General features: G+C 72.6%; 22 protein-coding genes. 18 read left to right on the forward strand and 4 right to left on the reverse strand.

Annotation, left to right across the window (positions count from 1 at the left end; translation table 11 throughout):
• The 4 genes from ACIA8N_RS11495 to ACIA8N_RS11510 all read right to left on the reverse strand — a co-directional run bounded on the left by ACIA8N_RS11495 (position 1) and on the right by ACIA8N_RS11510 (position 4,585).
• Complete coding sequence (locus tag ACIA8N_RS11495; RefSeq protein WP_365780107.1) at positions 1-465, reverse strand: RICIN domain-containing protein; 465 nt, start codon at positions 463-465, stop codon at positions 1-3.
• 71 nt (positions 466-536) lie between these two features.
• Entirely contained in the window at positions 537-1,331 is a 795-nt protein-coding gene (locus ACIA8N_RS11500; RefSeq protein WP_365780139.1) for an aldo/keto reductase, read from the reverse strand.
• A gap of 189 nt (positions 1,332-1,520) precedes the next feature.
• Entirely contained in the window at positions 1,521-3,344 is a 1,824-nt protein-coding gene (locus ACIA8N_RS11505; protein WP_365780108.1) for a long-chain fatty acid--CoA ligase, read from the reverse strand.
• A 374-nt stretch (positions 3,345-3,718) separates the two neighbouring features.
• A complete protein-coding gene (locus tag ACIA8N_RS11510) occupies positions 3,719-4,585 on the reverse strand; it encodes a LysR substrate-binding domain-containing protein (RefSeq protein ID WP_037635730.1) in 867 nt (288 codons plus the stop codon).
• Positions 4,586-4,709: 124 nt separating this feature from the next.
• Here ACIA8N_RS11510 and ACIA8N_RS11515 point away from each other — a divergent pair, with 124 nt between their 5' ends.
• From ACIA8N_RS11515 to ACIA8N_RS11600, 18 genes are all read left to right on the forward strand, one after another.
• Complete coding sequence (locus tag ACIA8N_RS11515) at positions 4,710-5,801, forward strand: bile acid:sodium symporter family protein (protein WP_365780109.1); 1,092 nt, start codon at positions 4,710-4,712, stop codon at positions 5,799-5,801.
• Between the two features lie 25 nt (positions 5,802-5,826).
• Positions 5,827-6,348: an isochorismatase family protein gene (locus ACIA8N_RS11520; RefSeq protein WP_365780110.1), complete on the forward strand. Its 522-nt coding sequence runs from the start codon at positions 5,827-5,829 to the stop codon at positions 6,346-6,348.
• Positions 6,345-6,728: a (2Fe-2S) ferredoxin domain-containing protein gene (locus ACIA8N_RS11525; protein ID WP_359204871.1), complete on the forward strand. Its 384-nt coding sequence runs from the start codon at positions 6,345-6,347 to the stop codon at positions 6,726-6,728. Before ACIA8N_RS11520 ends, ACIA8N_RS11525 begins: the two co-directional genes overlap by 4 nt.
• Positions 6,729-6,946: 218 nt before the next feature.
• Positions 6,947-7,906, forward strand: coding sequence for a beta-ketoacyl-ACP synthase III (locus ACIA8N_RS11530; RefSeq protein WP_365780111.1), 960 nt, complete (start codon positions 6,947-6,949; stop codon positions 7,904-7,906).
• A 217-nt stretch (positions 7,907-8,123) separates the two neighbouring features.
• Positions 8,124-8,693: a hypothetical protein gene (locus ACIA8N_RS11535; protein WP_365780112.1), complete on the forward strand. Its 570-nt coding sequence runs from the start codon at positions 8,124-8,126 to the stop codon at positions 8,691-8,693.
• A 112-nt stretch (positions 8,694-8,805) separates the two neighbouring features.
• The gene (locus ACIA8N_RS11540; RefSeq protein WP_399416167.1) at positions 8,806-9,528 is read left to right on the forward strand and encodes a class F sortase; all 723 of its coding nucleotides are present in this window, start codon (positions 8,806-8,808) and stop codon (positions 9,526-9,528) included.
• Positions 9,529-9,718: 190 nt separating this feature from the next.
• Positions 9,719-10,900: an ROK family transcriptional regulator gene (locus tag ACIA8N_RS11545; RefSeq protein ID WP_365780113.1), complete on the forward strand. Its 1,182-nt coding sequence runs from the start codon at positions 9,719-9,721 to the stop codon at positions 10,898-10,900.
• A gap of 259 nt (positions 10,901-11,159) precedes the next feature.
• Positions 11,160-12,647 carry a sugar ABC transporter ATP-binding protein gene (locus tag ACIA8N_RS11550; RefSeq protein ID WP_365780141.1) on the forward strand — a complete coding sequence of 496 codons (1,488 nt, stop codon included), beginning with the start codon at positions 11,160-11,162 and terminating at the stop codon, positions 12,645-12,647.
• Positions 12,644-13,639 (forward strand): ABC transporter permease, encoded by a 996-nt coding sequence (locus ACIA8N_RS11555; RefSeq protein ID WP_365780114.1) that lies wholly within the window; start codon positions 12,644-12,646, stop codon positions 13,637-13,639. Before ACIA8N_RS11550 ends, ACIA8N_RS11555 begins: the two co-directional genes overlap by 4 nt.
• Before the next feature lie 116 nt (positions 13,640-13,755).
• Entirely contained in the window at positions 13,756-14,802 is a 1,047-nt protein-coding gene (locus ACIA8N_RS11560) for a substrate-binding domain-containing protein (RefSeq protein ID WP_365780115.1), read from the forward strand.
• A gap of 101 nt (positions 14,803-14,903) precedes the next feature.
• Positions 14,904-16,178 carry a Gfo/Idh/MocA family oxidoreductase gene (locus ACIA8N_RS11565; protein ID WP_365780116.1) on the forward strand — a complete coding sequence of 425 codons (1,275 nt, stop codon included), beginning with the start codon at positions 14,904-14,906 and terminating at the stop codon, positions 16,176-16,178.
• Between the two features lie 12 nt (positions 16,179-16,190).
• A complete protein-coding gene (locus ACIA8N_RS11570; protein WP_030551363.1) occupies positions 16,191-17,195 on the forward strand; it encodes a sugar phosphate isomerase/epimerase in 1,005 nt (334 codons plus the stop codon).
• A gap of 214 nt (positions 17,196-17,409) precedes the next feature.
• On the forward strand, positions 17,410-21,129 hold the full coding sequence (locus tag ACIA8N_RS11575) for a ThuA domain-containing protein (protein ID WP_365780117.1): 3,720 nt from the start codon (positions 17,410-17,412) through the stop codon (positions 21,127-21,129).
• A 100-nt stretch (positions 21,130-21,229) separates the two neighbouring features.
• Positions 21,230-22,381: an inositol-3-phosphate synthase gene (locus ACIA8N_RS11580; protein WP_365780118.1), complete on the forward strand. Its 1,152-nt coding sequence runs from the start codon at positions 21,230-21,232 to the stop codon at positions 22,379-22,381.
• Positions 22,378-23,538: an SCO3242 family prenyltransferase gene (locus tag ACIA8N_RS11585; RefSeq protein WP_365780119.1), complete on the forward strand. Its 1,161-nt coding sequence runs from the start codon at positions 22,378-22,380 to the stop codon at positions 23,536-23,538. Before ACIA8N_RS11580 ends, ACIA8N_RS11585 begins: the two co-directional genes overlap by 4 nt.
• A complete protein-coding gene (locus ACIA8N_RS11590; protein WP_365780120.1) occupies positions 23,535-24,524 on the forward strand; it encodes a sugar phosphate isomerase/epimerase family protein in 990 nt (329 codons plus the stop codon). The genes ACIA8N_RS11585 and ACIA8N_RS11590 overlap by 4 nt, the downstream gene beginning before the upstream one ends.
• On the forward strand, positions 24,518-25,072 hold the full coding sequence (locus ACIA8N_RS11595; protein WP_365780121.1) for an EboA domain-containing protein: 555 nt from the start codon (positions 24,518-24,520) through the stop codon (positions 25,070-25,072). Before ACIA8N_RS11590 ends, ACIA8N_RS11595 begins: the two co-directional genes overlap by 7 nt.
• A complete protein-coding gene (locus tag ACIA8N_RS11600) occupies positions 25,072-25,920 on the forward strand; it encodes a TatD family hydrolase (RefSeq protein WP_365780122.1) in 849 nt (282 codons plus the stop codon). The genes ACIA8N_RS11595 and ACIA8N_RS11600 overlap by 1 nt, the downstream gene beginning before the upstream one ends.
• Positions 25,921-25,924: the final 4 nt, after the last annotated feature.

Consider the following 25,924-nt stretch of genomic DNA (forward strand, 5'->3'; position numbering starts at 1 on the left):
TCAGGACACCGGCTCCAACCGCCACCACTGGAACGGGGAGTCGGTGTCCTCCCACTGCCGTACGTTGCCGCCGTCGGCCGTCGAACCGTCCGCGACCTCCAGGAAGAGCCCGCTGATGAAGCTCACCAGCGCGACCGTCCCCGGCGACTGCAGGTCCTGCTCGATGATCCACTCCTGCGCGCCGAAGTTGTTCGCCTTCCACTGCTGGACGTTGGCGCCGTTCTCCGTGGACGCGTTGGCGACGTCGAGCCGCTTCCCGCTGGCCGCGTTCACCAGGTGGTAGAGCCCCCCGCCGTTCGGCACGGGCGTGATGTGCCACTGCTGCCCCGGCGATCCGTTCCCGCTGCCCTGCTGGACGTTGGCGCCACTGCGGCCCGAACCCTCGTACACCTCCAGGAGCAGCCCGCTGCCCACGTTCCGCACCTGGTAGAGGCCCGCTTCCACGGGCCCCGGCGAACCACTCACCGTACCGACTCCCTCGGCCAGGGACTTCGGCGAACCACTCACCGTACCCACCCCCTCGTCGTCGTCCGCGCTCAGGCGCCGACGCTGAACTCCGCCGGGTCCGGGCCCAGTCGGCGGCTCTCGTCGAGCGCGGCGATCGCGGCCAGGTCCTCGGCGTCCAGCTCGAAGCCGAACACGTCGATGTTCTCCCGGATACGGGACGGGGTGACCGACTTCGGGATCACCACGTTCCCCAGCTGGAGGTGCCAGCGCAGCACCACCTGGGCCGGCGTCCTGCCGTGCTTGCGGCCGATCGCGACGATCGCGGGAACGTCCAGGAGGCCCTGCCCGGAGCCGAGCGGCGACCACGCCTCGGTCGCGATGCCGTACCGGGCGTGCGCCTCGCGGGAGGCCGCCTGGGGGAACTGCGGGTGGAGCTCGATCTGGTTGACGGCGGGCACGACCGACGTCTCGCCGATCAGCCGCTCCAGGTGCTCGGGGAGGAAGTTCGAGACGCCGATCGCCTTCGCGCGGCCGTCCGCGTGGATCTTCTCGAACGCCCGGTACGTGTCGACGTACGCGTCCTTCGCGGGCAACGGCCAGTGGATGAGGTACAGGTCGACGTAGTCGAGGCCCAGCTTGTCGAGCGAGGCGTCGAAGGCCTTCAGCGTCGAGTCGTAGCCCTGGTCGCCGTTCCATAGCTTGGTGGTGATGAACAGGTCCTCGCGGGCGATGCCGGAAGCGGCGACGGCACGGCCCGTGCCCTGCTCGTTCCGGTAGATCGCGGCGGTGTCGATCGAGCGGTAGCCGGCCTCCAGCGCGGTCGCGACGGCCGGGGCCGCCTCGTCGTCCGGGACCTGCCAGACACCGAAGCCCAGCTGCGGCATCAGGACGCCGTTGTTCAGAGTGACCGAGGGAACCTTGCTGTCCGTGCTCACGTGGAAGTGGTCCTTACCTTGTCGCGGGTCGTGACGGTGCGCCCCGCACAGGCCGTAAGCCGTACGGAGACACTCCCAGCGTCAACGATCACGGGCCGTCGCGCATTCCACTTCCCACATTCCGCCGACGCGAACGGCTCAGCCGTACAGCGCCGCGACCTCCGCCGCGTACGCCCGCTCGATCGCTTTCCGCTTCAGCTTCAGGGAGGGCGTGAGCAGCCCGTGCTCCTCGCTGAACGGATGCGCCAGGATCCGGAACGTACGGATCGACTCGGCCTGCGAGACCAGCGTGTTCGCCGCCACCACCCCGCGCCGGATCTCGGTCTCCAGGGCCGGATCCCGCACCAGCTCCGCCGGTGCCAGCGGCGCCCGCCCCTGCATCGCGAGCCAGTGCTCCACCGCCTCCTGGTCGACGGTCACCAGGGCGGCGATGTACGGCCTGTCGTTGCCGACCACGATGCACTGGGCGATCAGCGGATGCGCCCGCACCCGCTCCTCCAGACGCCCCGGGGCGACGCTCTTGCCGCCCGACGTCACCAGGATCTCCTTCTTGCGGCCGGTGATCGTCAGATAACCGTCCTCGTCGAGGGCGCCGAGGTCCCCGGTGGCCAGCCAGCCGTCGTTGAGGACCGCGGCCGTCGCCTCGGGGGCGTTGAGATATCCGGAGAAGACCTGACCGCCGTGCAGCCACACCTCCCCGTCCTCCGCGATGTGCACCGTCGTACCCGGAACCGGCTGCCCGACCGTCCCGTACTTCACGCGCTCGGGCGGGTTCGCCGTCGCGGCCGCCGACGACTCCGTCAGGCCGTACCCCTCGAACACCGTGATCCCCGCACCCGCGAAGAACAGGCCCTGCCCGCGGTCCATCGCCGAACCGCCCGACATCGCGTGCCGCATGCGGCCGCCCAGGGCCGCCCGGATCTTCGCGTACACCGTCTTCTCGAAGAACTGGTGCTGCACGCGCAGCGCCGCCGAAGGCCCGGGACCGGTCCCGAACGCCTTCTGCTCCAGCGCCTCCGCGTACGCCACCGCCACCTCCGCGGCCTTGTCGAAGGGCCCGGCCTTCCCCTCCCGCTCCGCCCTGCGCCGCGCCGCGTGGAAGACCTTCTCGAAGACGTACGGGACGGCCAGGACGAAACTCGGCCGGAACGACGCCAGGTCGGGGAGCAGCTCACCGGCCGCCATCACCGGCTGATGGCCCAGCTTCACCCCGCTCCGCACCGCCGCGACCTCCACCATCCGGCCGAAGACGTGCGCGAGCGGCAGGAACAGCAGCGTCGACGCCTGCTCGCCCGGCCGGGAACGGAACACCGGCTCCCAGCGGCCCACGAGCATGTCCGTCTCGAACATGAAGTTGGCGTGGGTGATCACACAGCCCTTGGGGCGGCCGGTCGTCCCCGACGTGTAGATGACCGTCGCCACCGTCTCCGGGGTCACCGCCCGCCGGTGCCGGTGCACGACGTCCTCGTCGATGTCCGCCCCCGCCGCCGTCAGCTCGGCCACCGCGCCCGCGTCCAGCTGCCACAGGCGCCGGAGCAGCGGCAGCCGGTCGACCACCGAGCCGATCGTCATCGCGTGGTCCTCGTGCTCCACCACGCACGCCGTGACCTCGGAGTCGTGCAGCATCCAGAAGACCTGCTCGGCGGAGGACGTCGGGTAGACCGGCACCGGCTGGGCGCCCAGGGACCACAGCGCGAAGTCGAAGAGCGTCCACTCGTAGCGGGTACGGGCCATGATCGCGACCCGGTCGCCGAACCGCACACCCTCCGCGATCAGCCCCTTCGCGAGACCGAGGACCTCGTCCCTGAACCGCGCGGCCGGCACGTCCCGCCACTCCCCGTCCGGGCCCTTCCGGCCGAACGCGACCCGGTCGGGCTCGGCGAGAGCGCGCTCGTACACGGCGTCCGCCAGACCGCCGACCTGAGGCGCCGCCTCGACGGGCGGCACGGTGAACTCGCGCACTGACCTGCTCCTCGACGGCTCGGTGGCTGAAAAAGCCCGTTGTCGCGCTCCGTACGGCGCGGGTGACGGTACCCCACCCGACTGCCCGGCGGCAGGGCCTTCACCAAGCCGGGACATTCCGCGTTCTCACAGGTCAGGGTGGGTGGGGGAGCCAAGTCGCAGACCCCTCCGGGCTGTTACCGACCGGACGGTACGTCCGCCGGGCGCGAATCTCCACCGAATCTGTACCGACCGCTCACGGGAGCGCCGCCCCGACGCCTCCTTCATGCCGCCCAGCCGCTCGGGTACGGCCCGCCGCCGTTCACCGGAACGTCGCCACACACTCGTTGAGGGGCCCGTGCGACGGACCCGGAGCGTCTGTGGCCCGTATCCGCTCACCCGGACCGGTGCAGCCGGTCGCCGCCCGCAAGGATCGCCTCCGCCAGCGCGTCCGCCGCCTCCTGGACCGACCCGCCCCGACGGCCGCCGCGCAGCACGAAGCCCACGTCCCCCAGCTCCGGCAGCCCCGCCCGGTCCGGCACCGGTACGAGCCCCGGCGGCACAAGACCCCGCGTGTGCGCCATCACCCCCAGCCCCGCGCGCGCCGCCGCCACGTTCGCGCTCAGACTGGAACTCGTACACGCGATCCGCCACGCCCGGCCCTGCGCCTCCAGCGCCTCCAGGGCCCGCTCCCGCGTGATCCCCGGCGGCGGGTACAGGATCAGCGGCACCGGACGGTCCGGATCGAGCCGCAGCCCCGGCGCCCCGATCCAGATCAGCGCGTCCTCCCACACGAGCCGGCCCTCGCTCTCCCCGCCCCGCCGCTTCGCCAGGATCAGATCGAGCCGACCCGCCGCGAGCCGGGCCTGCAGCGTGCCCGACAGCTCCACCGTCAGCTCCAGGTCGACCTCCGGATGCTCACGCCGGAACGACTCCAGGATCTCCGGCAGCCGGGTCGTCACGAAGTCCTCCGACACACCGAAGCGCAGCCGGCCGCGCAGCCGGGTCCCGCCGAAGAACGCCGCCGCCCGCTCGTGCGCCTGGAGGATCGTCCGCGCGAAGCCGAGCATCGCCTCACCGTCCTCCGTCAGCGCCACCCGGTGCGTGTCCCGGGTGAACAACGGCCGGCCGGTCGCCGTCTCCAGCCGCCGCACATGCTGGCTGACGGTCGACTGGCGCAGCCCGAGCCGCTCCGCGGCCCGCGTGAAGCTCAGCGTCTGGGCCACGGCGAGGAAGGTGCGCAGGTGCGTGGGCTCGTACACCACCCCATCATCACAGATCGTGATGACAGTCAGAGGGCTGTACGGGATACCCGATCACCGGGTCGTGGAACAGGATGGGAGGACGCGCCCCGCCCCCCCCGCAGTGCACAGAGCAGTGGAGCCCATGACCGTCCCTACGCCCACTCGTACCGCCCGCCCCGCCACCCGCCGTACCCCCCGCCTCCCGTCCTGGCTGCCCGTCGACGGACACGTCCTCGCCCTGCTCGGCACGGTCGCCCTCGCCACGCTCCTGCCCGCCTCCGGAGCCGCCGCCGACATCGCGCAAGGAGCCTCGACCGGGGCCGTTGCCCTCCTCTTCTTCCTCTACGGCGCCCGGCTCTCCACCCGCGAGGCCCTCGACGGCCTCAAGCACTGGCGGCTCCACCTCACCGTCCTCGCGAGCACCTTCCTGGTCTTCCCGCTCCTCGGACTCGCCGCCCGCGGCCTCGTCCCCACCGTGCTCACCCCCCAGCTCTACAGCGGCTTCCTCTTCCTCTGCCTGGTGCCCTCCACCATGCAGGCCTCCATCGCCTTCACCTCGATCGCCCGCGGCAACGTCCCCGCCGCGATCTGCGCGGGCTCCTTCTCCTCCCTCGCCGGCATCGTCCTGACCCCCCTGCTCGCCGCGGCGCTCCTCGGCGACAGCGCGGGCGGCCTCTCCGCCGCGGCGCTCCTCAAGATCGTGTTCCAGCTCCTCGTACCGTTCCTCGCCGGACAGCTCCTGCGCCCCTGGGTCGGCGGCTTCGTCCTACGCCACAAGAAGGTCCTCGGGCAGGTCGACAGGGGATCGATCCTCCTCGTCGTCTACACCGCCTTCAGCCTGGGCATGACCGCCGGGATCTGGCACCTGGTGACCCCGGCGAGGCTCGCCACGCTGCTCGCCGTCGAAGCCGTCCTCCTCGCGGCGATGCTCGCCCTGACCTGGTACGGCGCCGGACGCCTCGGCTTCGGCCGGGCGGACCGGATCGCCGTCCAGTTCGCCGGCTCGAAGAAGAGCCTGGCGGCGGGACTGCCGATGGCCAGCGTCCTCTTCGGCCCGCAGGCCTCGCTCGCCGTACTCCCGCTGATGCTGTTCCACCAGATGCAGCTGATGGTCTGCGCGGTGATCGCGAGGCGCCGCGCACGGGACGCGGAGACGGACGCCGAGACGGACTCCGAGGCGGAAGCCGAGACGGATGCGGAACCGGCCACGGAGTCGGGCGCGAAGACGCGGTGATCATCCGGGCCGATACGGTGCTCCCATGCCCGCACTCGATCCAGGCCGCACCGCACTCGTCCTCGTCGACCTCATGGAGCGCATCGTCGCGCTGCCCCTCGCCCCCAGGCCCGGCACCGACGCCCTCGCCGCGGCCTCCCGGCTCGCCGACACCTTCCGCGCCGCCGGTGCCCCCGTCGTCCACATCCGGTCCGAGCGCCCCGGCGTCGACCACCAGCCGCCCGGCAGCGACCTCGCCCCCCGCCTCGTCGGGGACGGCGAACCCGTCGTCGTCAAGCGCACCATAGGCGCCTTCCACGACACCGGACTCCACGAGCTGCTCACCGGACTCGGGGCCACCACCCTCGTCCTCGGCGGCATCGCCACCAACCTCGGCGTCGAGTCCACCGCCCGCGCCGCCTCCGACCACGGCTACGACCTCGTCTTCGCCGAGGACGCCATGACCGCGCTCACCGCCGACGAGCACCGCGCCTCCGTCGGCCTCGACTTCCCGCGCCTCGGCACGGTCGCCCCCGCCTCCGCGATCACCCTGGACGGCCCCGAGTGACCCCGGTCCCGATACGGTACGGGGCCCGCCCCTGCTCCCTCGTCGTCTGCCGGGGCTGCTGCTGCGGCGACGCCCGCAAGAACCCCGGCACCGACCACGCCGGCCAGCTCGCCCGCCTCCGGGAGGCCGCCGCCGCCTCCCGCGGCCGGCTCGCCGTCCGTACCAGCGACTGCCTCGGACCCTGCGCCCAGGCCAACATCGTCGTCGTCCAGCCCTCCACCGAAGGCCGGCGGCGCGGTGGGCGGGCCGCCTGGATCGCGTTCACCCTCGACGAGGACTCCCTCGACGACATCCTCGCCTGGACGGCCGCCGGCGGCCCCGGCGTCGCCCCGCCCCCGGCCACCCTCGCCCTCCAGATGATCGACCCGCCGAAGAACTGAAGAGAAGAACTGAAGAGAAGAACTGAAGAGAAGAACTGAAGAACCGACCCCGCCCACGGCGCCCCACGGTGGCGCGGAGGCCGTGCCCCGCCCGGGCCTTGTCACGGTCGGCCAAGGGGTGCCGGGGAATCTTGGTGGTTTACGTCACCCGTTACCCATCAGTCGCTGGCAAGACTGGGGGGTCCTGTCCACGATCGACACACCGAGGGGGCCCCGGTATGACGGGCACTCGCATCGCAGCGCTCGGGCACTACCAGCCCGCCAAGGTGCTCACCAACCACGACCTCGCGGAGTTGGTCGACACCGACGACGCGTGGATCACCAGCCGGGTCGGCATCCGCACCCGGCACGTCGCAGGGCCGGACGAACCCGTCGACGAGCTCGCGGCACACGCCGCGGGCAAGGCCCTGGCCACCGCGGGGCTCGTCCCCGACGACATCGACCTCGTCCTCGTCGCCACCTCCACGGCCATCGACCGCTCGCCCAACACGGCCGCCCGCGTCGCCGCCCGCCTCGGCATGACCTCGCCCGCCACCATGGACCTCAACGTGGTCTGCGCCGGCTTCACGCACGCCCTGGCCACCGCCGACCATGCCGTACGGGCCGGTGGGGCGCGCCGCGTCCTGGTCATCGGCGCCGACAAGATGACCGAGGTGGCCGACTGGACGGACCGCACCACGTGCGTCCTCGTCGGCGACGGAGCGGGTGCCGCGATCGTGGAGGCGGTGGACGACGAGACGGCCGCGGGGGAGGCGCCCGGCATCGGACCCGTCCTGTGGGGCTCCGTCCCGGAGATGGGCAACGCCGTCCGCATCGAGGGCACCCCGCCGCGCTTCGCGCAGGAGGGCCAGTCCGTCTACCGCTGGGCGACCCAGCAGCTGCCCGCGCTCGCCCGCAAGACCTGCGAGCGGTCCGGCATCGCCCCCGAGGAGCTCGCGGGCGTGGTCCTGCACCAGGCCAACCTGCGCATCATCGAGCCGCTCGCGGCGAAGATCGGCGCCGTCAACGCGATCGTCGCCCGCGACGTCGTCGACTCCGGCAACACCTCCGCCGCCTCCATCCCGTTGGCCCTGGCCAAGCTGGTCGAGCGCGGCGAGCTGGCGTCCGGAGCCCCGGTCCTGCTCTTCGGCTTCGGCGGCAACCTCTCGTACGCGGGTCAGGTCGTCCGGGTTCCCTGACGGGCATCCGCCATCCGGCGTCGGACGGCGGGACGCGCGGGCGCGCGGGTGACGGCCGTCACGGGTCACGGTGGTCACACGGGGGCATGACCCGTTCGGCGGAGCCCGGTGGCGGCGTGCCGGGGGCGGACCTAGCTTCGATCGCGGTGAGGGTCGTCGCCTTCCGGCACGGAATCGCTCCGCGGCCGGGCCCTCGCGTGATCTGGAGGACACCGCCATGCGCGCGATACGTGCCGCTTCCGCCGCCGCCCTGCTGAGCGCCGCCGCCGTGATCGCCGTCGCCCCGGCGGCGCTGGCGGGCGAGGGCGACCAGAACATCACGTCGTTCGGCTTCTCCGTCACGCCCGCGACGGTCGCCCCCGGCGGTTCCGTCACCCTCACCTCCGAAGGCTGCGAGGTGCCGTCCGTGACCGTCACCTCCGGGGTGTTCGAGACGGTGACCCTGAACGAGGGCCGCCCCGGTACCGCTACCGTGGACTTCGACGCCAAGGCAGGCGCCCAGTACAAGATCACCTTCGACTGCAAGGGCGAGCGCGGCACCACCACCCTCACCATCGGCGGCGCCGGCACCGGTGGAAACACGGGTGGGGACACGGGTGGGCACGACAACGGCACGCAGCCCGGAGCGCACAAGGGCGTGAAGGCCGGTTACGGCACCGCCGCCTCCGGCGCGGACTCCGAGGGGCTCGGCGTCACCGAGGTGGTCACGGGCGTCCTGCTCATCGCCGGCGCACTCGGCGCCGCCGTCGTCCTCACCCGCCGCCGCGACGCCGACGGCCGCGCCTGACGGCCCGGAGCCGGGGGGCCTGAAACGGCCCCTCCGTCCCGGTGTGACGAGGACCGGGACGGAGGGGCGCCACGAAGCGCGCGGGCTGGGCGGCGCGAGGAGGAGGGCGGACGTGGGGCGACCGGACGCGACGGGACGATGGGGCGACGCGGGGACTTCCGGTACGGGACGGCAGGACAGCGCCGACAGACCCGGCGGGGGCCGGCACGGCGCTTGGGGCGTCATAGCCGTCGTCCTCCTCGTCGGCGTACACCTCGTACGCGGCGGTGCGGAGGAACTCCGGGCCGAGGGCCCGCCGCAGCCCCTCTCCGCGGCAGCCCCCGACGGCAGCCGGGCGGCCGCCGCCGCACTCGCCACCGGCCCCGTACCCGATCCGCTGCCCCCGTCGGCCCCGGTCCGGGTGCGCGTACCGGCCGTCCGGATCGACGCGCCCGTCACGGGCGTCGGGCTCGACACCGACGGCTGGATCGAGGCGCCGCCGCCCGAGGACGACCGGCTCGCGGGCTGGTTCACGGGTGCGGTCACCCCCGGCGAACGCGGCACCGCCGTCGTCGTCGGCCACGTCGACACCCCGAGCGGACGGGCCGTCTTCTACGACCTCGGCGCCCTCGCCAAGGGGCACCGCGTGGAGATGACGCGCCGCGACGGACGGACCGCCGTCTTCGCCGTGTACGGGGTCGAGGTGGTGCCCAAGGAGGGTTTCCCCGCCGAGCGGGTGTACGGCGACGCGGGCGTCCCGGAGCTGCGGCTGATTACCTGCGGCGGCACGTTCACCGAGGAGAACGGCTACGCGGGCAACGTGGTGGTCTCGGCCCGCCTGGTCGAGGTCCGCTGACCACCGCCACCGTGCCGCACCTCTTCTCGCAGCCGACCCTTCTCCCCTCAGCGCCCCGCCTTTGTCCCCATCCGGGAAAAAGTGGGGGTCGATTCATGCGTAACTTCTTCCCAGCCCGGTACGCCGCTGCTACGTTCCCCTCGAAAGCCCGCAGACGAGCGTGTGCGAGAGGGAGGGGCGCGTGAGACGCATGACGGCACGACCTGCCAACCGGCATCAGGCGCGGCTCCTCAGGCTGTTGCGCGACGGAGGACCCAACTCCCGTGCCCAGCTGGGAGATCAGATCGATCTCTCCCGTTCGAAGCTCGCCGTCGAGGTCGACCGGCTCCTGGAGACCGGTCTCGTGGTCGCCGACGGTCTCGCCGCATCCCGTGGCGGCCGTCGCTCGCACAACATCAGGCTCGCGCCCGAACTCCGCTTCCTCGGCATCGACATCGGCGCCACCTCCATCGACGTCGCCGTCACCAACGCCGAGTTGGAGGTGCTCGGGCACCTCAACCACCCCATGGACGTCCGCGAGGGCCCCGTCGCCGTCTTCGAGCAGGCCCTGTCGATGGCGGCGAAGCTCCGCTCCACCGGACTCGCGGAAGGCTTCGACGGCGCCGGCATCGGCGTCCCGGGCCCCGTCCGCTTCCCCGAGGGCGTCCCCGTCGCGCCGCCCATCATGCCCGGCTGGGACGGCTTCCCCGTACGGGAGGCGCTCAGCCAGGAACTCGGCTGCCCCGTCATGGTCGACAACGACGTGAACCTCATGGCCATGGGGGAGCAGCACGCCGGCGTCGCCCGTTCCGTCGGCGACTTCCTCTGCGTCAAGATCGGCACCGGCATCGGCTGCGGCATCGTCGTCGGCGGCGAGGTCTACCGCGGTACGACGGGCAGCGCCGGCGACATCGGGCACATCCAGGTCGAACCCGACGGGCGTCCCTGCGCCTGCGGCAACAACGGCTGCCTGGAAGCCCACTTCAGCGGCGCCGCACTCGCCCGCGACGCCGAGGACGCGGCACGCGCGGGCGGTTCGCAGGAGCTCGCCGCCCGGCTCGCGGCGGCCGGGCACCTCACCGCCGTCGACGTCGCGGCGGCCGCGGCCGCCGGCGACGCCACCTCGCTCGCCCTCATCCGTGCGGGCGGCAACCGGGTCGGGCAGGTCATCGCCGGGCTCGTCAGCTTCTTCAACCCCGGTCTGGTGGTGATCGGCGGCGGTGTCACCGGCCTCGGTCACAACCTCCTCGCCAGTGTCCGCACCCAGGTCTACCGGCAGTCCCTGCCCCTGGCCACCGGCAACCTTCCCATCGTCCTCGGAGAACTGGGCCAGACCGCCGGGGTCACCGGCGCGGCCCGCCTCATCAGCGACCACCTCTTCTCCCCGGCGTAACCCGCCGGCTCAACCCGTCGGCCCGCCCGGCCGTCGTGCGTCGACCCGTTGCTCGTCGGCCGTCCGCTCGACGGTGGTGCGTGGGCATTCGCTCCGCTGGGGGTCCCCCCTGGACGCAGTCCTCGGGGGAGGAACGGGTCGGCACACACCACCCACCGGCCCGCACCGCCGGGCCCACCCAGCCACACCCGCACCCGCCGAGGGGACTTCCGTCATGCCCCAAGAAGAACGGCCCCAGGACCAGCCACCCCTGCTCACCATGGAACGCATCACCAAGTCCTTCCCCGGCGTCCGCGCCCTCGACGGCGTCGACCTGGAGGTCGCACCCGGCGAGGTCCACTGCCTCCTCGGCCAGAACGGCGCCGGCAAATCCACCCTCATCAAGGTCCTCGCCGGCGCCCACCAGCCCGACGACGGCCGCATCACCTGGAACGGCGAACCCGTACGACTCCGCTCCCCGAGCGCCGCCGTCCGCCTCGGCATCGCCACCATCTACCAGGAACTCGACCTCGTCGAAGGCCTCACCGTCGCCGAGAACGTCCACCTCGGCCACGAACCCACCACCGCCGGATTCGTCCGCACCAGGGCCGCACGGGCCACCACCGCCGCACTCCTGAAGCGCCTCGGCCACCCCGAGATCGACCCGGCCCGGCGCGTCGGCGAACTCTCCGCCGCCCAGCGGCAGATCGTCTCCATGGCCCGCGCCCTCTCCCACGACGTACGCCTCATCGTCATGGACGAGCCCTCCGCGGCCCTCGACCCCGACGAGGTCGCCAACCTCTTCCGGATCGTCGACGACCTCACCGCCGACGGCGTCGCCGTCGTCTACATCTCCCACCGGCTGGAGGAGATCCGCCGCATCGGCGACCGCGTCACCGTCCTCAAGGACGGCCGCGCCGTCGCCCGGGGACTGCCCGCCGCCACCACCCCCACCCGCGACGTCGTCGCCCTCATGACCGGCCGGGACGTCCCCTACGTCTTCCCCGAACGGCCCGCCGGCCCACCCGCCGCCGCACCCGTCCTGCACGTCCAAGGACTCGCCAGGAAAGGCGAGTTCGAGGCACTCGACCTCGAACTGCGCCCCGGCGAGATCGTCGGCCTCGCCGGGCTCGTCGGCTCCGGCCGCTCCGAGATCCTGGAGACCGTCTACGGAGCACGCAAGCCCACCGCCGGCCGGGTCCTCGTCGACGGACGGCCCCTGCGCCCCGGCAGCGTCCCGGCCGCCGTCGCCGCCGGGCTCGGCCTCGCCCCCGAGGAACGCAAGGCACAGGGCCTCCTCCTCCTCGAATCCGTCACCCGCAACGTCTCCGTCTCCTCCCTCGCCCGCTTCTCCCGGGCCGGCTGGATCGACCGCGCCACCGAACACGACACCGCGAGGACCGCCACCCGCGCCCTCTCGCTCCGCCCCGACCTCCCCGACGCCCCCGTCCGCACCCTCTCCGGCGGCAACCAGCAGAAGGCCGTCCTCGCCCGCTGGCTGCTGCGCGGCTGCCGCGTCCTCCTCCTCGACGAACCCACCCGCGGAGTCGACGTCGGCGCCCGCGCCGAGCTGTACGCCGTCATCCGCCGCCTCGCCGACGAGGGGCTCGCCGTCCTCCTCGTCTCCAGCGAGGTACCCGAGGTCCTCGGCCTCGCCGACCGCGTCCTGGTCCTCCGCGAGGGCCGGGTCGTCCACCAGGCACCCGCCCGCGACCTCGACGAACACCGCGTACTCGACCTCGTGATGGAAGGGAGCCCGGCCGCATGACACTCACCACACCGGCCAAGGCGCCGGCCGGGGAGGGCCCCCGGCGCGCACTCGGCCTCAGGGCCGACGTCCGCAACCTGTCCCTGCTCGGCGTGCTCGCCGGCCTGGTGCTCGTCGGCGGACTCACCCGGCCCGCCGAGTTCCTCGCCACCTCCAACCTGCAACTCGTCCTGACCCAGGCGTCCGTGATCGGTGTCGTCACCGTCGGCATGACCTTCGTCATCACCAGCGGCGGCATCGACCTCTCCGTCGGCGCCATCGTCGCCCTCGCCTCCGTGTGGGCCACCACCGTCGCCACCCAGGAGTTCGGCTTCACCGGCATCCTCTTCACGGCGGTCGCCGTCGGTCTCGGCTGCGGCCTCGTGAACGGCGTCCTCGTCGCCTACGGCGGAATGGTCCCCTTCATCGCCACCCTGGCCATGCTCGCCTCCGCCCGCGGTCTCGCCCTCCAGATCACCGACGGCAGGACCCAGATCGTCACCGTCCCGTCCGTCCTCGACCTCGGCCTCCCCGACGCCTACGTCCTCGGGATCCCGCCGCTCGTCCTCGTCTTCGCCGCCGTCACCGCCGCCGGATGGCTGCTGCTCAACCGGACCACCTTCGGCCGCCGCACGATCGCCGTCGGCGGCAACCCGGAGGCCGCCCGCCTCGCCGGCATCGACGTACGCCGCCAGCGCCTGTTCCTCTACCTGCTGTCAGGACTGTGCTGCGGCATCGCCGCCTTCCTGCTCGTCGTCCTCGCCGGCTCCGGCCAGAACACCAACGGCAACCTGTACGAGCTCGACGCCATCGCCGCCGCCATCATCGGCGGCACCCTCCTCAGCGGCGGCCGCGGCACCATCGTCGGCTCCGTCCTCGGCGTCCTCGTCTTCACCACCATCACCAACATCTTCGCCCTCAACAACCTGCAGAGCGACGTCCAGCAGATCGCGAAGGGCGCGATCATCGTCGCCGCGGTCCTGGTCCAGCGCCGCACCGCACGCGACGGCTGAGACCCGACGCCCGACACCGGTCGGGACGGCCCGACGGGCCTGCCCGTCCCGTCCCGCCCCGTCCCGTCCCCGAAAGCCCCCCTTCACCACCACCCCCTCGGAAGGGATCCACCGCCATGCCCGAAACCAGCCGCAGACACCTCCTCCTCGGCGGCGCGGCCGTCTCCGCCGGCGCCGTCCTCACCGCCTGCACCAGCAACGAACCGAAGAACGCCGGGAACACGGCCCCCGCCGGGAGCGCCGCCCCCGCCGCCGACGACAAGCCCGGCACGCCCGTCACCATCGGCTTCGCCGGCCCCCAGGCCGACCACGGCTGGCTCAACGCCATCAACGAGAACGCCGAACGGCGCGCCAAGAAGTACTCCGAGGTCACCCTGGAGATCACCGAGGGCTCCAACGACACCGCCACCCAGATCGGCCAGGTCCAGACCCTCATCAACAAGAAGGTCGACGTCCTCGTCATCCTCCCCGCCGACGGCAAGGCCCTCACCCAGATCGGCCTCCAGGCCATGAAGGCCGGCATCCCCGTCATCAACCTCGACCGGATCTTCGCCTCCCCCCAGGCCTACCGCTGCTGGATCGGCGGCGACAACTACGGCATGGGCCTCAACGCCGGCAACTTCATCGGCGAACAGCTCAAGGACAAGCCGAACGCCACCGTCATCGAACTCGCCGGCATGGACAGCCTGGAACTCACCAAGCAGCGCACCCAGGGCTTCGACGACGCCCTCAAGAACTACCCCAACATCCGCAAGGTCGCCCGCCAGGCCGCCGACTTCACCGTCGAGTCCGGCCAGGCCAAGATGGCCCAACTCCTGCAAGCCCAGCCAAAGTTCGACGCACTGTGGAACCACGACGACGACCAGGGCGTCGGCGCCCTGCGCGCCATCGCCCAGGCCGGCCGCAAGGACTTCCTCATGGTCGGCGGCGCCGGAGCCAAGTCCGCCATGGACGCCATCAAGGCCGACACCAGCGTCCTCAAGGCCACCGTCCTCTACCCGCCGACCATGGCCGCCTCCGCGATCGACCTCGCCCGCGCCCTCGGCCAGAAGAAGGGGATCGGCGGCATGTCCGAGCTGGAGATCCCCGCCTCGATCACCCTCTACTCGGCCGTCGTCACCAAGGACAACGTCGACGAGTACCTGCCCACCGGCTTCAGCTGACCGGCCCCGGGGGCCCGACCGGCACCGGGGGCCCGACCGCCCCCGGCCCCGCCCGGTCCCCGGCAGCAGCACCTCGCCGCACCACGAAACGGAGGAACCGTATGGAACAGACGGAGAGCGGGGCCGCACCGCCGACGCTCGGCGTCGGCATGGTCGGCTACGCGTTCATGGGAGCCGCCCACTCACAGGGCTGGCGCACCGCGGGCCGCGTCTTCGACCTGCCGCTGCGGCCCGTCCTCGCCGCCGTCGCCGGCCGTGACGCCACCGCCGTCCGCGCCGCCGCCCGCCGCCACGGCTGGGCCGCCGCCGAGACCGACTGGCGCGCCCTGATCGCCCGCGACGACGTCCAGCTCGTCGACGTCTGCACCCCGGGCGACAGCCATGCGGAGATCGCCGTCGCCGCCCTGGAGGCCGGCAAACACGTGCTGTGCGAGAAGCCGCTCGCCAACTCGGTCGCCGAGGCCGAGACGATGGCGGCCGCCGCCGAAGCGGCCGCGGCCCGCGGCCAGATCTCCATGGTCGGCTTCAACTACCGCCGGGTACCCGCCCTCTCGTACGCGCGCAGCCTCGTCGACGACGGACGGCTCGGCACCCTGCGACACGTCCGCGTCAGCTACCTCCAGGACTGGCTGGTCGACCCCGCCTTCCCGCTGACCTGGCGCCTGGAACGCGAACACGCCGGCTCCGGGGCCCTCGGCGACCTCGGGGCGCACGCCGTCGACCTCGCCCAGTACCTGACAGGCGAACTCCTCGTCGGCGTGTCGGCGCTCACCGAGACCTTCGTACGCGAACGGCCGCTGCTCGCGGGCACGGCGCCCGGCGGTCTCGGCGGGGGAGCGGCATCGGAGGCGTACGGGCAGGTCACGGTCGACGACGCGGCCCTGTTCACCGGGCGGCTCGCCTCCGGGGCGCTCGCCTCCTTCGAGGCCACCCGGATGGCCGCGGGCCGCAAGAACGCGCTGCGCCTGGAGATCAACGGGGAGCGCGGCTCCCTCGCCTTCGACCTGGAGCGGCTCAACGAACTGTCCTTCCACGACCACACCGAACCGGCCGTCTCCGCGGGCTTCCGCCGCATCCTCGTGACCGAACCCGGCCACCCGTACCTGGAGGGCTGGTGGCCGCCCGGCCACGGACTCGGCTACGAGCACACCTTCGCCCACCAGGCCCGCGACCTGGTCCACGCCGTCGCGAGCGGCGTCGCCCCCGCACCCTCCTTCGCCGACGGCCTCCAGGTCCAGCGCGTCCTGGCCGCGGTGGAGGACAGCGCCCGGAACAGCGCCGTCTACACGCCCGTACCCGTACCCGTACCGGCCCCTGTCCCCGTACTCGACTCCGCATACTCCCCCCACTCCGCACCCGATTCCGTACCGCGCTAGGAGGCGCCCGACGTGCCCCGACCCTTCACGCTCTTCACCGGCCAGTGGGCCGACCTCCCGCTGGAGGAGGTCTGCCGGCTCGCCCGCGACTTCGGTTACGACGGCCTCGAACTCGCCTGCTGGGGCGATCACTTCGAGGTGGACAAGGCCCTCGCCGACCCCGCGTACGTCAAGGGCAGGCGCGAACTGCTCGACGCGTACGGCCTGAAGTGCTGGGCGATCTCCAACCACCTGGTGGGGCAGGCGGTCTGCGACCATCCGATCGACGAACGCCACCAGGCGATCGTGCCCGCCCGCATCTGGGGCGACGGCGACGCCGAAGGGGTGCGGCAGCGGGCCGCCCGTGAGCTCGCGGACACCGCGCGGGCCGCGGCCGCGCTCGGCGTCGACACCGTCATCGGCTTCACCGGCTCCTCCATCTGGCATCTGGTGGCGATGTTCCCACCGGTCCCCGAGCGCATGATCGAGCGCGGCTTCGAGGACTTCGCGGAGCGGTGGAACCCGATCCTCGACGTCTTCGACGCCGAAGGCGTGCGCTTCGCCCACGAGGTGCACCCCAGCGAGATCGCGTACGACTACTGGACCACCCAGCGGGCCCTGGAGGCCGTCGGCCGGCGCCCCGCCTTCGGGCTCAACTTCGACCCCAGCCACTTCGTGTGGCAGGACCTCGACCCGGTCGGCTTCCTCTGGGACTTCCGCGACCGGATCTACCACGTGGACTGCAAGGAGGCCCGCAAGCGGCTCGACGGCCGCAACGGGCGGCTCGGCTCCCACCTCCCCTGGGGCGACCCGCGGCGCGGCTGGGACTTCGTCTCCGCAGGGCACGGCGACGTGCCCTGGGAGGACGTCTTCCGGATGCTCCGGTCGATCGGCTACGCCGGGCCCGTCTCCGTGGAGTGGGAGGACGCCGGCATGGACCGGCTGACCGGCGCCCCCGAGGCGCTGTCCTTCCTGAAGCGGTACGACTTTGACCCTCCCGCGACCTCCTTCGACGCCGCCTTCGGGAACGGCGACTGACGGTCCCCCCGCTTCCACCGCGGGAGGGCCTCGGACAGCTTTGTCCTCTCGCGGTGGAAAGTTCGACGGAAGCGTGCACAAGGGCTTCACGGCGTGGACGAACCTCGCTACGGTCCCTGATGTGTGCATGACGTAACTGGCCCGTATGACCAGCGTGACGGCGCACGCCGGTCCCCGGACACCCGCACACCCGGCCCAACTCCGGAGGACAACCGTGCACAGACAACGACTCCGAGCCAGGAACACACTCGCCCTCATCACGGTCGCACTGCTCGCCCTCGGCGCCCCCCAGGGCCTCGCCGCCGACACCGACACCGCCACCGGCTCCGCGGCCGGGACCGGCACCGCGACCGACGCCGCCGCCGAGGAGTTCCAGCAGGTCACCCTCGCCAAGGGCGGCGAAGAAGTCGGCGAACCCATGTCCCTCGCCGTACTCCCCGACCGCAGCGTCCTGCACACCGACCGCGGCGGCGAACTCCGCCGCACCGACGCCGCCGGCAACACCACCGTCATCGGAACCGTCCCCGTCTACTCCCACGACGAGGAAGGCCTCCAGGGCATCGGACTCGACCCGGACTTCGCCCAGAACAAGGCCGTCTACCTCTACTACGCCCCACCGCTCGACACCCCCGCGGGCGACGCCCCCAACGACGGCACCCCCGCCGAACTCGCCCCGTACGAAGGCGTCAACCGCCTCTCCCGCTTCACGCTGAAGGCCGACGGCACCCTCGACAACGCCAGCGAGAAGAAGGTCATCGACATCCCCGCCACCCGCGGCATCTGCTGCCACGTCGGCGGCGACATCGACTTCGACGCCCAGGGCAACCTGTACCTGTCGACCGGCGACGACTCCAACCCCTTCGCCTCCGACGGCTACACCCCCATCGACGAACGCCCCGGCCGCAACCCCGCCTTCGACGCCCGCCGCACCTCCGGCAACACCAACGACCTCCGCGGCAAGATCCTCCGCATCAAGGTCGCCGACGACGGCACCTACACCGTCCCCGAAGGCAACCTCTTCGCCCCCGGCACCGACAGGACCCGCCCCGAGATCTACGCCATGGGCTTCCGCAACCCCTTCCGCTTCAGCGTCGACAAGCCCACCGGCATCCTCTACGTCGGCGACTACGGCCCCGACGCCGGCGCCGCCGACCCCCAGCGCGGCCCCGCAGGACAGGTCGAGTTCGCCCGCGTCACCAAACCCGGCAACTTCGGCTGGCCCTTCTGCACCGGCGACAACGACCCCTACGTCGACTACGACTTCGCCACCAGGACCTCAGGCGCCACCTACGACTGCGGCGCCCTCAAGAACGACTCCCCGCACAACACCGGCCTCGTCGACCTCCCGCCCGCCGAACCCGCCTGGATCCCCTACAACGGCGGCTCCCTCCCCGAGTTCGGCACCGGCTCCGAATCCCCCATGGGCGGCCCCGTCTACCGCCACGACCCCGCCAACACCTCCCCGGTGAAGTTCCCGGAGGCGTACGACGGAGACTTCTTCGCCGGAGAGTTCGGCCGCCGCTGGATCAAGCGCATCGACCACGACGCCACCGGCACCGTCCAGTCCATCAACCCCGTCCCCTGGACCGGCACCCAGATCATGGACATGGCCTTCGGCCCCGACGGAGCCCTCTACGTCCTCGACTACGGCACCGCCTGGTTCGGCGGCGACCACAACGCCGGGCTCTACCGCATCGAGAACGCCACCGGAGGCCGCTCCCCGGTCGCCGAGGCGAGCGCCGCCAAGACCTCCGGCATCGCACCCCTCAAGGTCACCCTCTCCTCGGCCGGCACCACCGACGCCGACGGCGACCCCCTCACCTACAGCTGGGACTTCGGCGACGGCACCCCCGCCTCCACAGCCCCCCACCCCACCCACACCTACCGCCAGAACGGCACCTACACCGCCACCGTCACCGCCAAGGACCCCACCGGCCGCACCGGCTCCGCGTCCGTCCGCATCGTCGTCGGCAACACCGCACCCAAGGTCACCCTCCAACTCCCCGCCGAAGGAGCCCTCTTCGACTTTGGCGACGACATCCCCTTCAAGGTGACCGTCACCGACCCCGAAGACGGCGCCACCGCACCCATCGACTGCGCCAGGATCAAGGTCACCTACGTCCTCGGCCACGACAGCCACGGCCACCCCGTCACCACCGCCAACGGCTGCACCGGCACCATCAAGACCTCCGCCGACGGCGGCCACGACGACGACGCCAACATCTTCGCCGTCTTCAACGCCGAGTACACCGACGCCGGAGGCGGCGGACAGACCGCCCTCACCGGCAACGACCAGGCCAAACTCCAGCCCCGCCACCGCCAGGCCGAACACTTCGACACCCAGCAGGGCGTCACCGTCATCGACAAGACCACAGCCAACGGCGGCCGCACCGTCGGAAACATCGACAACGGCGACTGGATCGCCTTCAAGCCCTACAACCTCACCGGCTCCACCAAACTCACCGCCCGCGTCTCCTCCGCCGGCGCCGGAGGCTTCCTCGAAGTCCGCACCGGCTCACCCACCGGCACCCTCCACGGCTCCGCACCCGTCCCCGTCACCGGAGGCTGGGAGACCTTCCAGGACATCGACGTACCGCTCCGCAACCTCCCGCGCCGCACCACCGAGCTCTACCTCGTCTTCAAGGGCGGCAACGGCGCGCTCTACGACGTCGACGACTTCACCCTCTCCAACACTCCCGTGAACCCCGCCGCCAAGCGCGTCCTCGTCTTCTCGAAGACCGCCGGATTCCGGCACGACTCCATCGGCACCGGCGTCACCGCGCTCAAGGAACTCGGAGCCGGCAGCGACATCACCGTCGACGCCACCGAGGAACCCGGCCAGTTCACCACCGCCAACCTCGCCCGCTACGACGCCGTCGTCTTCCTCTCCACCACCGGCGACGTCCTCAACGCCGAACAGCAGACCGCCTTCGAGAACTACGTCTCCAACGGCGGCGGCTACCTCGGCGTCCACGCCGCCGCCGACACCGAATACGACTGGACCTTCTACGGCGGACTCGTCGGCGCCCACTTCCAGTCCCACCCCCAGATCCAGCCCGCCACCGTCCGCGTCGAGGACCACGACCACCCCGCCACCGCCCACATCGACGGCCCCTGGCAGCGCACCGACGAGTGGTACAACTACCGCACCAACCCCCGCGGCCAGGCCCGCATCCTCGCCACCCTCGACGAGACCACCTACCAGGGCGGCACCATGAAGGGCGACCACCCCATCGCCTGGTGCCAGACCTACGGAGGCGGCCGCTCCTTCTACACCGGCGGCGGCCACACCAAGGAGTCGTACGCCGAACCCGCCTTCCGCCGACACCTGTTGGGCGGCCTCCAGTACGCCACCGGCCAGACCAAGGCCGACTGCCGGCCCCGCACCGGCTACCGCGACCTCTTCAACGGCGTCACCACGGAAGGCTGGAAGCAGGCCGGACCCGGCAGCTTCGACATCACCGACGGCGAACTCCACACCGTCGGCGGCATGGGAATGCTCTGGTACCAGGCCAAGGAATTCCGGTCCTACTCCCTCACCCTCGACTGGAAACTCACCGGCGACGACAACTCCGGCATCTTCGTCGGCTTCCCCGCCTCCGACGACCCCTGGTCGGCCGTGAACAACGGCTACGAGATCCAGATCGACGCCACCGACACCCCCGACCGCACCACCGGAGCCGTCTACGGCTTCAAGTCGGCCGACCTCCAAGCCCGCGACCAGGCCCTCCGGCCCCCTGGCCAGTGGAACACCTACGAACTCCGCGTCCAGGGCGAACGCCTCCAGGTCTTCCTCAACGGCATCAAGATCAACGACTTCACCAACACTGACCCGGCCCGCAGCCTCACCAGCGGCCACATCGGCATCCAGAACCACGGAGCCGGAGACCAGGCCGCCTTCCGCGACATCCGGATCAAGGAACTCCCCTCCTGACGGGAGCCCACCCAGCCGACGGTGGGCGGGGCGGCGCCGTACCCCCCGCCCACCGTCACCCCACCCGCTTTTCCGCTTCACGTACAGGGAGGCCGACGCCATGACCCCCGCACCCCGCACCGGAATCTGGCTCATCGGCGCGAGAGGCTCCGTCGCCACCACCACCGTGGCCGGCTGCGCCGCCCTCGTCGCCGGACTCCACCCGCCCACCGGCATGGCCACCGAGACCCCCGAACTCGCCGACGCCGGCCTTCCCCCACTCGCCTCCCTGGTCTTCGGCGGACACGACACCACCGACTGCCCGCTCCCCAAACGCGCCGAACAGCTCACCACCGCCGGAGTCCTCCCGTACGGCCTCGCCCACGCCGTCACCGCGGAACTCGACGCCGCCGACCGCGAGATCCGCCCCGGCGGCCCGGCCCACGGCGACACCCGCACCGACGAACAACTCGTCACCGCCTTCACCGACGACCTGACGAACTTCCGCAGCCGCATTGGCCTGGACCGCGTCGTAGTCGTCAATGTGGCCTCCACGGAGCCGGCGTCGGGGGGCGCCGGGCTCCCACCCAGCAGCCTCTACGCCGCCGCGGCACTCCGCGCCGGCTGCCCGTACGTCAACTTCACGCCGTCCACCGGCCTGCGGCACCCCGCCCTCACCACGCCGCTCGCCACGAGCGGACTGCCCCACGCAGGCCGCGACGGCAAGACCGGACAGACCCTCCTCCGCGCCGTACTCGCCCCGATGTTCCACCAGCGGGCCCTGACCGTACGCGCCTGGTCCGGCAGCAACCTCCTCGGCGGCGGCGACGGAGCCTCCCTCGCCGACCCTGCGGCCGCCGCCGCCAAGAACGCCGGCAAGGAACGCGTCCTCACCGACACCCTCGGCCCCGGCGTCGAAGGCCAGGTCCACATCGACGACGTCCCCGCACTGGGGGAGTGGAAGACCGCCTGGGACCACATCGCCTTCGACGGCTTCCTCGGCACCCGCATGATCCTCCAGACCCTCTGGCAGGGCTGCGACTCCGCCCTCGCCGCCCCCCTCGTCCTCGACCTGGCCCGCCTCACGGCCCGCGCCCACGAGAGAGGCCTCACGGGCCCCCTCGAAGACCTCGCCTTCTACTTCAAGGACCCGGAAGGCACCCCACCCGCCTCCCTGGCCGACCAGTACACCCGCCTGCTCGCCTTCGGCCGCGCCCTGGGCACGAGGCAGCCCCCGAACCGGACGGCCCCTGACCCGGAGACCCCCCGATGACCGGTGGCCGCGCCGGGAAGGCGCGCGCCTGGGCGGAACTCCTCCGCGTGTCGGCCCTGCTGTCCGTACCCGGCGACGCCCTCGCCGGCGCGGCGGCCGCCGGAGCCCGCCCCGGACGGGGCACGCTCCACGCGCTCGGAGCCTCGCTGTGCCTGTACGAGGCCGGTATGGCCCTCAACGACTGGGCCGACCGCACGGAGGACGCCGTCGAACGCCCGCACCGCCCGCTCCCCTCCGGTCGCATCACCCCCGGGGCCGCCCTCGCCGCCTCGGTGGCCCTGACGGCGACCGGCCTCGGCCTGGCCGCCCGCGCGGGCCGCCCGGCCCTGGCGGTCGCGACGGCCCTCGCCACCACGGTCTGGGCCTACGACCTCGGCCTCAAACACACCCCTGCGGGCCCCGCCACCATGGCCACGGCCCGCGCCCTGGACTTCCTCCTCGGCGCGACGGCCTCGACACCCGGGCCAGTCGGACCGGGCAGATCCCCCGGGGCCGGCACCACCACGGCGACCGGCAGGGTCACCGGGCCGTCCGGCACCACCACGGCGACCGGCAGGGTCACCGGGCCGTCCGGCACCACCACCGCGACAGGCACAGTCACTGCGACCCGCACGGCCCCAGGGGCCACCCCGACCGCACTCCGTGCCGCCCTTCCCTCCGCCGTTCTGCTCGGGGCCCACGCCTACGCCGTCACCGCCGTCTCCCGACACGAGACCCAGGGCGGTTCCACCCGCACCCCCCTCGCCGCCCTCGGCGTGACCCTGGCCGTGGCCGGCGCGGCATCCGGTGCGGCATCCGGTGCGACGCCCAGGGCCATGGCGGGACGCCGGCCAGCCCCCGCCGCCACTTCCTCCCCCTCCGGGGGCCCCGCCCCCCGCCCCCGCCCCGCCCGCCCCTCCCGTGGACCCCACCCCTCCCGTCACCTCGGCCCACTCCTCGCCCTGGCTTATGCCCGTACCCCCGCCACCCTCCTCCTGCACGCCGCGCTCAACCCGTCGGCAGTGCTCACCGAGCGGGCCGTGGGCGGCGGGATCCGGGCCACGATCCCGCTGCAGGCCGCGCTCGCAGCCCGCGCCGGCGCACCGGGAACCGCGCTCGCGCTGCTCGGTCTCGTCCCGGCTGCCCGCGCCCTCGCCCGGAAGGTGAACCCCACATGACCACCGCGGGCCGTGCCACCACTCCCCGCACCACCTCCTCCGACGCCGAACCCGACCACGACCACGACCCCGACCCCGACCAGGACCACGAGCTCCGCACGAGGCGACCCGCCTCCCGGCCCACCGTTCGCCCCCGCCTGGGCTACGGCACCAACGGCCTCACCGATCTCCGGCTCGACGAGGCCCTCGGGCTCCTCGCCGACCTCGGCTACGACGGAGTCGGGCTGACCCTCGACCACATGCACCTCGACCCGCTCGCCCCCGACCTGGCCGCCCGTACCGCCAGGGTCGCCAGACGCCTGCGCGAACTGGGCCTCGGCGTCACCGTCGAGACCGGCGCCCGTTACGTCCTCGACCCGCGCCGCAAGCACGGCCCGTCCCTGCTCGACCCCGACCCCGAGGACCGGGCCGCCCGGGTCCGGCTGCTGCTCCGGGCCGTCCGGGTGGCGGCCGACCTGGGTGCGCACGCCGTGCACTGCTTCAGCGGCACCCTTCCCGCCGGCACCCCGCCCGACGAGGCCTGGAAACGGCTCGCCGCAACCCTCACCCCCGTCCTGGAGGCGGCGGAGGCCGCCCGCGTGCCGCTGGCCTTCGAACCCGAACCCGGCCACCTCCTCGCCACCCTCGACGACTTCCACCACCTGCGCGGACTCCTCGGCGGCCCGCCCCCCGCCGTACTCGGCCTCACCCTCGACATCGGCCACTGCCAGTGCCTCGAACCCCTCCCTCCCGCCGACTGCGTACGCGCCGCCGCCCCCTGGGTGCACCACGTCCAGATCGAGGACATGCGCCGCGGTGTCCACGAGCACCTGCCGTTCGGCGACGGAGAGATCGACTTCCCTCCGGTGCTCGCGGCCCTCGCGGAACTCACCGCCGCGGGCTACCCCGGGCTGACCGTCGTCGAACTGCCCCGGCACTCCCACGCCGGACCCGAACTCGCCCGCACCTCCCTCTCCTTCCTGCGCCGGGAGACTCCGCCATGCTGACCGACACCTCCCGAGCGTGGCTGGACGCCGCACTCAGGGACGCCGCCGACCGCACCCCGGTGTGGGAGGAGCGCTTCGTCACCGCCGGCCGGCACTGCGGCCCGTCGGACGCGGACGAGGCCCGCACCCTTCTCCTGCGGGCGGCCGGCGCCGACCCCGACACCCTCAGCCGCCTCTACCACCACGGCACCACCGCCGAACGGCGTGCCGTCCTCCTGGCCCTCCCCGCCCTCGTCACCGGCCCCGAGGCCGTTCCCCTCGTCGAGGACGCCCTCCGTACCCACGACACCACCCTGATCGCCGCCGCCCTCGGCCCCTACGCCGCCGCCCACCTCCCCCCTCACGCCTGGCGGCACGGACTCCTCAAATGTCTCTTCACCGGTGTCCCCGTCACGGCCGTCGCCGGACTCGCCGAGCGCGCCGCCGGTGACACCGAACTCGCCCGGATGCTCGCCGACCACGCCGCCGAACGCACCGCGGCCGGCCGCCCCGTCCCCGCCGACCTCTCCCGCGTCCTCGCCCTCACCGCCCCCGCCGAGGAGTCCTGATGCGCATCTTCGACCCGCACATCCACATGACCTCGCGCACCACGGACGACTACCGGGCGATGTACGACGCCGGGGTCCGCGCCCTCGTCGAACCGTCCTTCTGGCTCGGTCAGCCGCGCACCTCGCCCGCCTCCTTCCTCGACTACTTCGACGCACTCCTGGGCTGGGAGCCGTTCCGCGCCGCCCAGTACGGCATCGCCCACCACTGCGCCCTCGCCCTCAACCCGAAGGAGGCCAACGACCGCCGCTGCGCCCCCGTCCTCGACGCCCTGCCGCGCTATCTCGCCAAGGACGGGGTGGTCGCCGTCGGCGAGATCGGCTACGACTCCCTGACGCCGGCCGAGGACACCGCTCTCGCCGCGCAGCTCCAGCTCGCCGCCGACCACGGTCTCCCGGCCCTCGTCCACACCCCGCACCGCGACAAGCTCACCGGCCTGCGCCGCACGATCGACGTCGTGCGCGAGTCCGCGCTCGCCCCGGACCGGGTCCTCCTCGACCATCTCAACGAGACGACCGTCAAGGAGGCCGCGGACAGCGGCGCATGGCTCGGCTTCTCCGTCTATCCCGACACCAAGATGGACGAGGACCGGACGGTCGCGATCCTCAAGGAGTACGGAACCGGACGCGTCCTCGTGAACTCGGCCGCCGACTGGGGCAACAGCGACCCCCTCAAGACCCGCGCGGTCGCCGAGGCCATGCTGGCCGCCGGCTTCACCGACGACGACGTCGACCAGGTCCTCTGGCGCAACCCCGTCGCCTTCTACGGCCTCAGCGGACGCCTCCACCTCGAGGTCGCCGCCTTGCCCGACCTGCACGAGGGCAACTCCGTCCGCCGCGGCGGGGAATGAGGCG

The organism is Streptomyces sp. NPDC051822 (assembly GCF_044452745.1).
Taxonomy (GTDB): domain Bacteria; phylum Actinomycetota; class Actinomycetes; order Streptomycetales; family Streptomycetaceae; genus Streptomyces.

Excerpts from the sequence above, each read along its gene's own strand:
- ACIA8N_RS11595 (WP_365780121.1), top strand. The coding sequence starts at position 24,518 with ATGCTGACCGACACCTCCCGAGCGTGGCTGGACGCCGCACTCAGGGAC.
- ACIA8N_RS11600 (WP_365780122.1), top strand. The coding sequence starts at position 25,072 with ATGCGCATCTTCGACCCGCACATCCACATGACCTCGCGCACCACGGAC.
- ACIA8N_RS11500 (WP_365780139.1), bottom strand. The coding sequence starts at position 1,331 with ATGCCGCAGCTGGGCTTCGGTGTCTGGCAGGTCCCGGACGACGAGGCG.
- ACIA8N_RS11565 (WP_365780116.1), top strand. The coding sequence starts at position 14,904 with ATGGAACAGACGGAGAGCGGGGCCGCACCGCCGACGCTCGGCGTCGGC.
- ACIA8N_RS11535 (WP_365780112.1), top strand. The coding sequence starts at position 8,124 with ATGCGCGCGATACGTGCCGCTTCCGCCGCCGCCCTGCTGAGCGCCGCC.
- ACIA8N_RS11590 (WP_365780120.1), top strand. The coding sequence starts at position 23,535 with ATGACCACCGCGGGCCGTGCCACCACTCCCCGCACCACCTCCTCCGAC.
- ACIA8N_RS11580 (WP_365780118.1), top strand. The coding sequence starts at position 21,230 with ATGACCCCCGCACCCCGCACCGGAATCTGGCTCATCGGCGCGAGAGGC.
- ACIA8N_RS11515 (WP_365780109.1), top strand. The coding sequence starts at position 4,710 with ATGACCGTCCCTACGCCCACTCGTACCGCCCGCCCCGCCACCCGCCGT.
- ACIA8N_RS11550 (WP_365780141.1), top strand. The coding sequence starts at position 11,160 with ATGGAACGCATCACCAAGTCCTTCCCCGGCGTCCGCGCCCTCGACGGC.
- ACIA8N_RS11520 (WP_365780110.1), top strand. The coding sequence starts at position 5,827 with ATGCCCGCACTCGATCCAGGCCGCACCGCACTCGTCCTCGTCGACCTC.
- ACIA8N_RS11560 (WP_365780115.1), top strand. The coding sequence starts at position 13,756 with ATGCCCGAAACCAGCCGCAGACACCTCCTCCTCGGCGGCGCGGCCGTC.
- ACIA8N_RS11555 (WP_365780114.1), top strand. The coding sequence starts at position 12,644 with ATGACACTCACCACACCGGCCAAGGCGCCGGCCGGGGAGGGCCCCCGG.
- ACIA8N_RS11530 (WP_365780111.1), top strand. The coding sequence starts at position 6,947 with ATGACGGGCACTCGCATCGCAGCGCTCGGGCACTACCAGCCCGCCAAG.
- ACIA8N_RS11545 (WP_365780113.1), top strand. The coding sequence starts at position 9,719 with ATGACGGCACGACCTGCCAACCGGCATCAGGCGCGGCTCCTCAGGCTG.
- ACIA8N_RS11585 (WP_365780119.1), top strand. The coding sequence starts at position 22,378 with ATGACCGGTGGCCGCGCCGGGAAGGCGCGCGCCTGGGCGGAACTCCTC.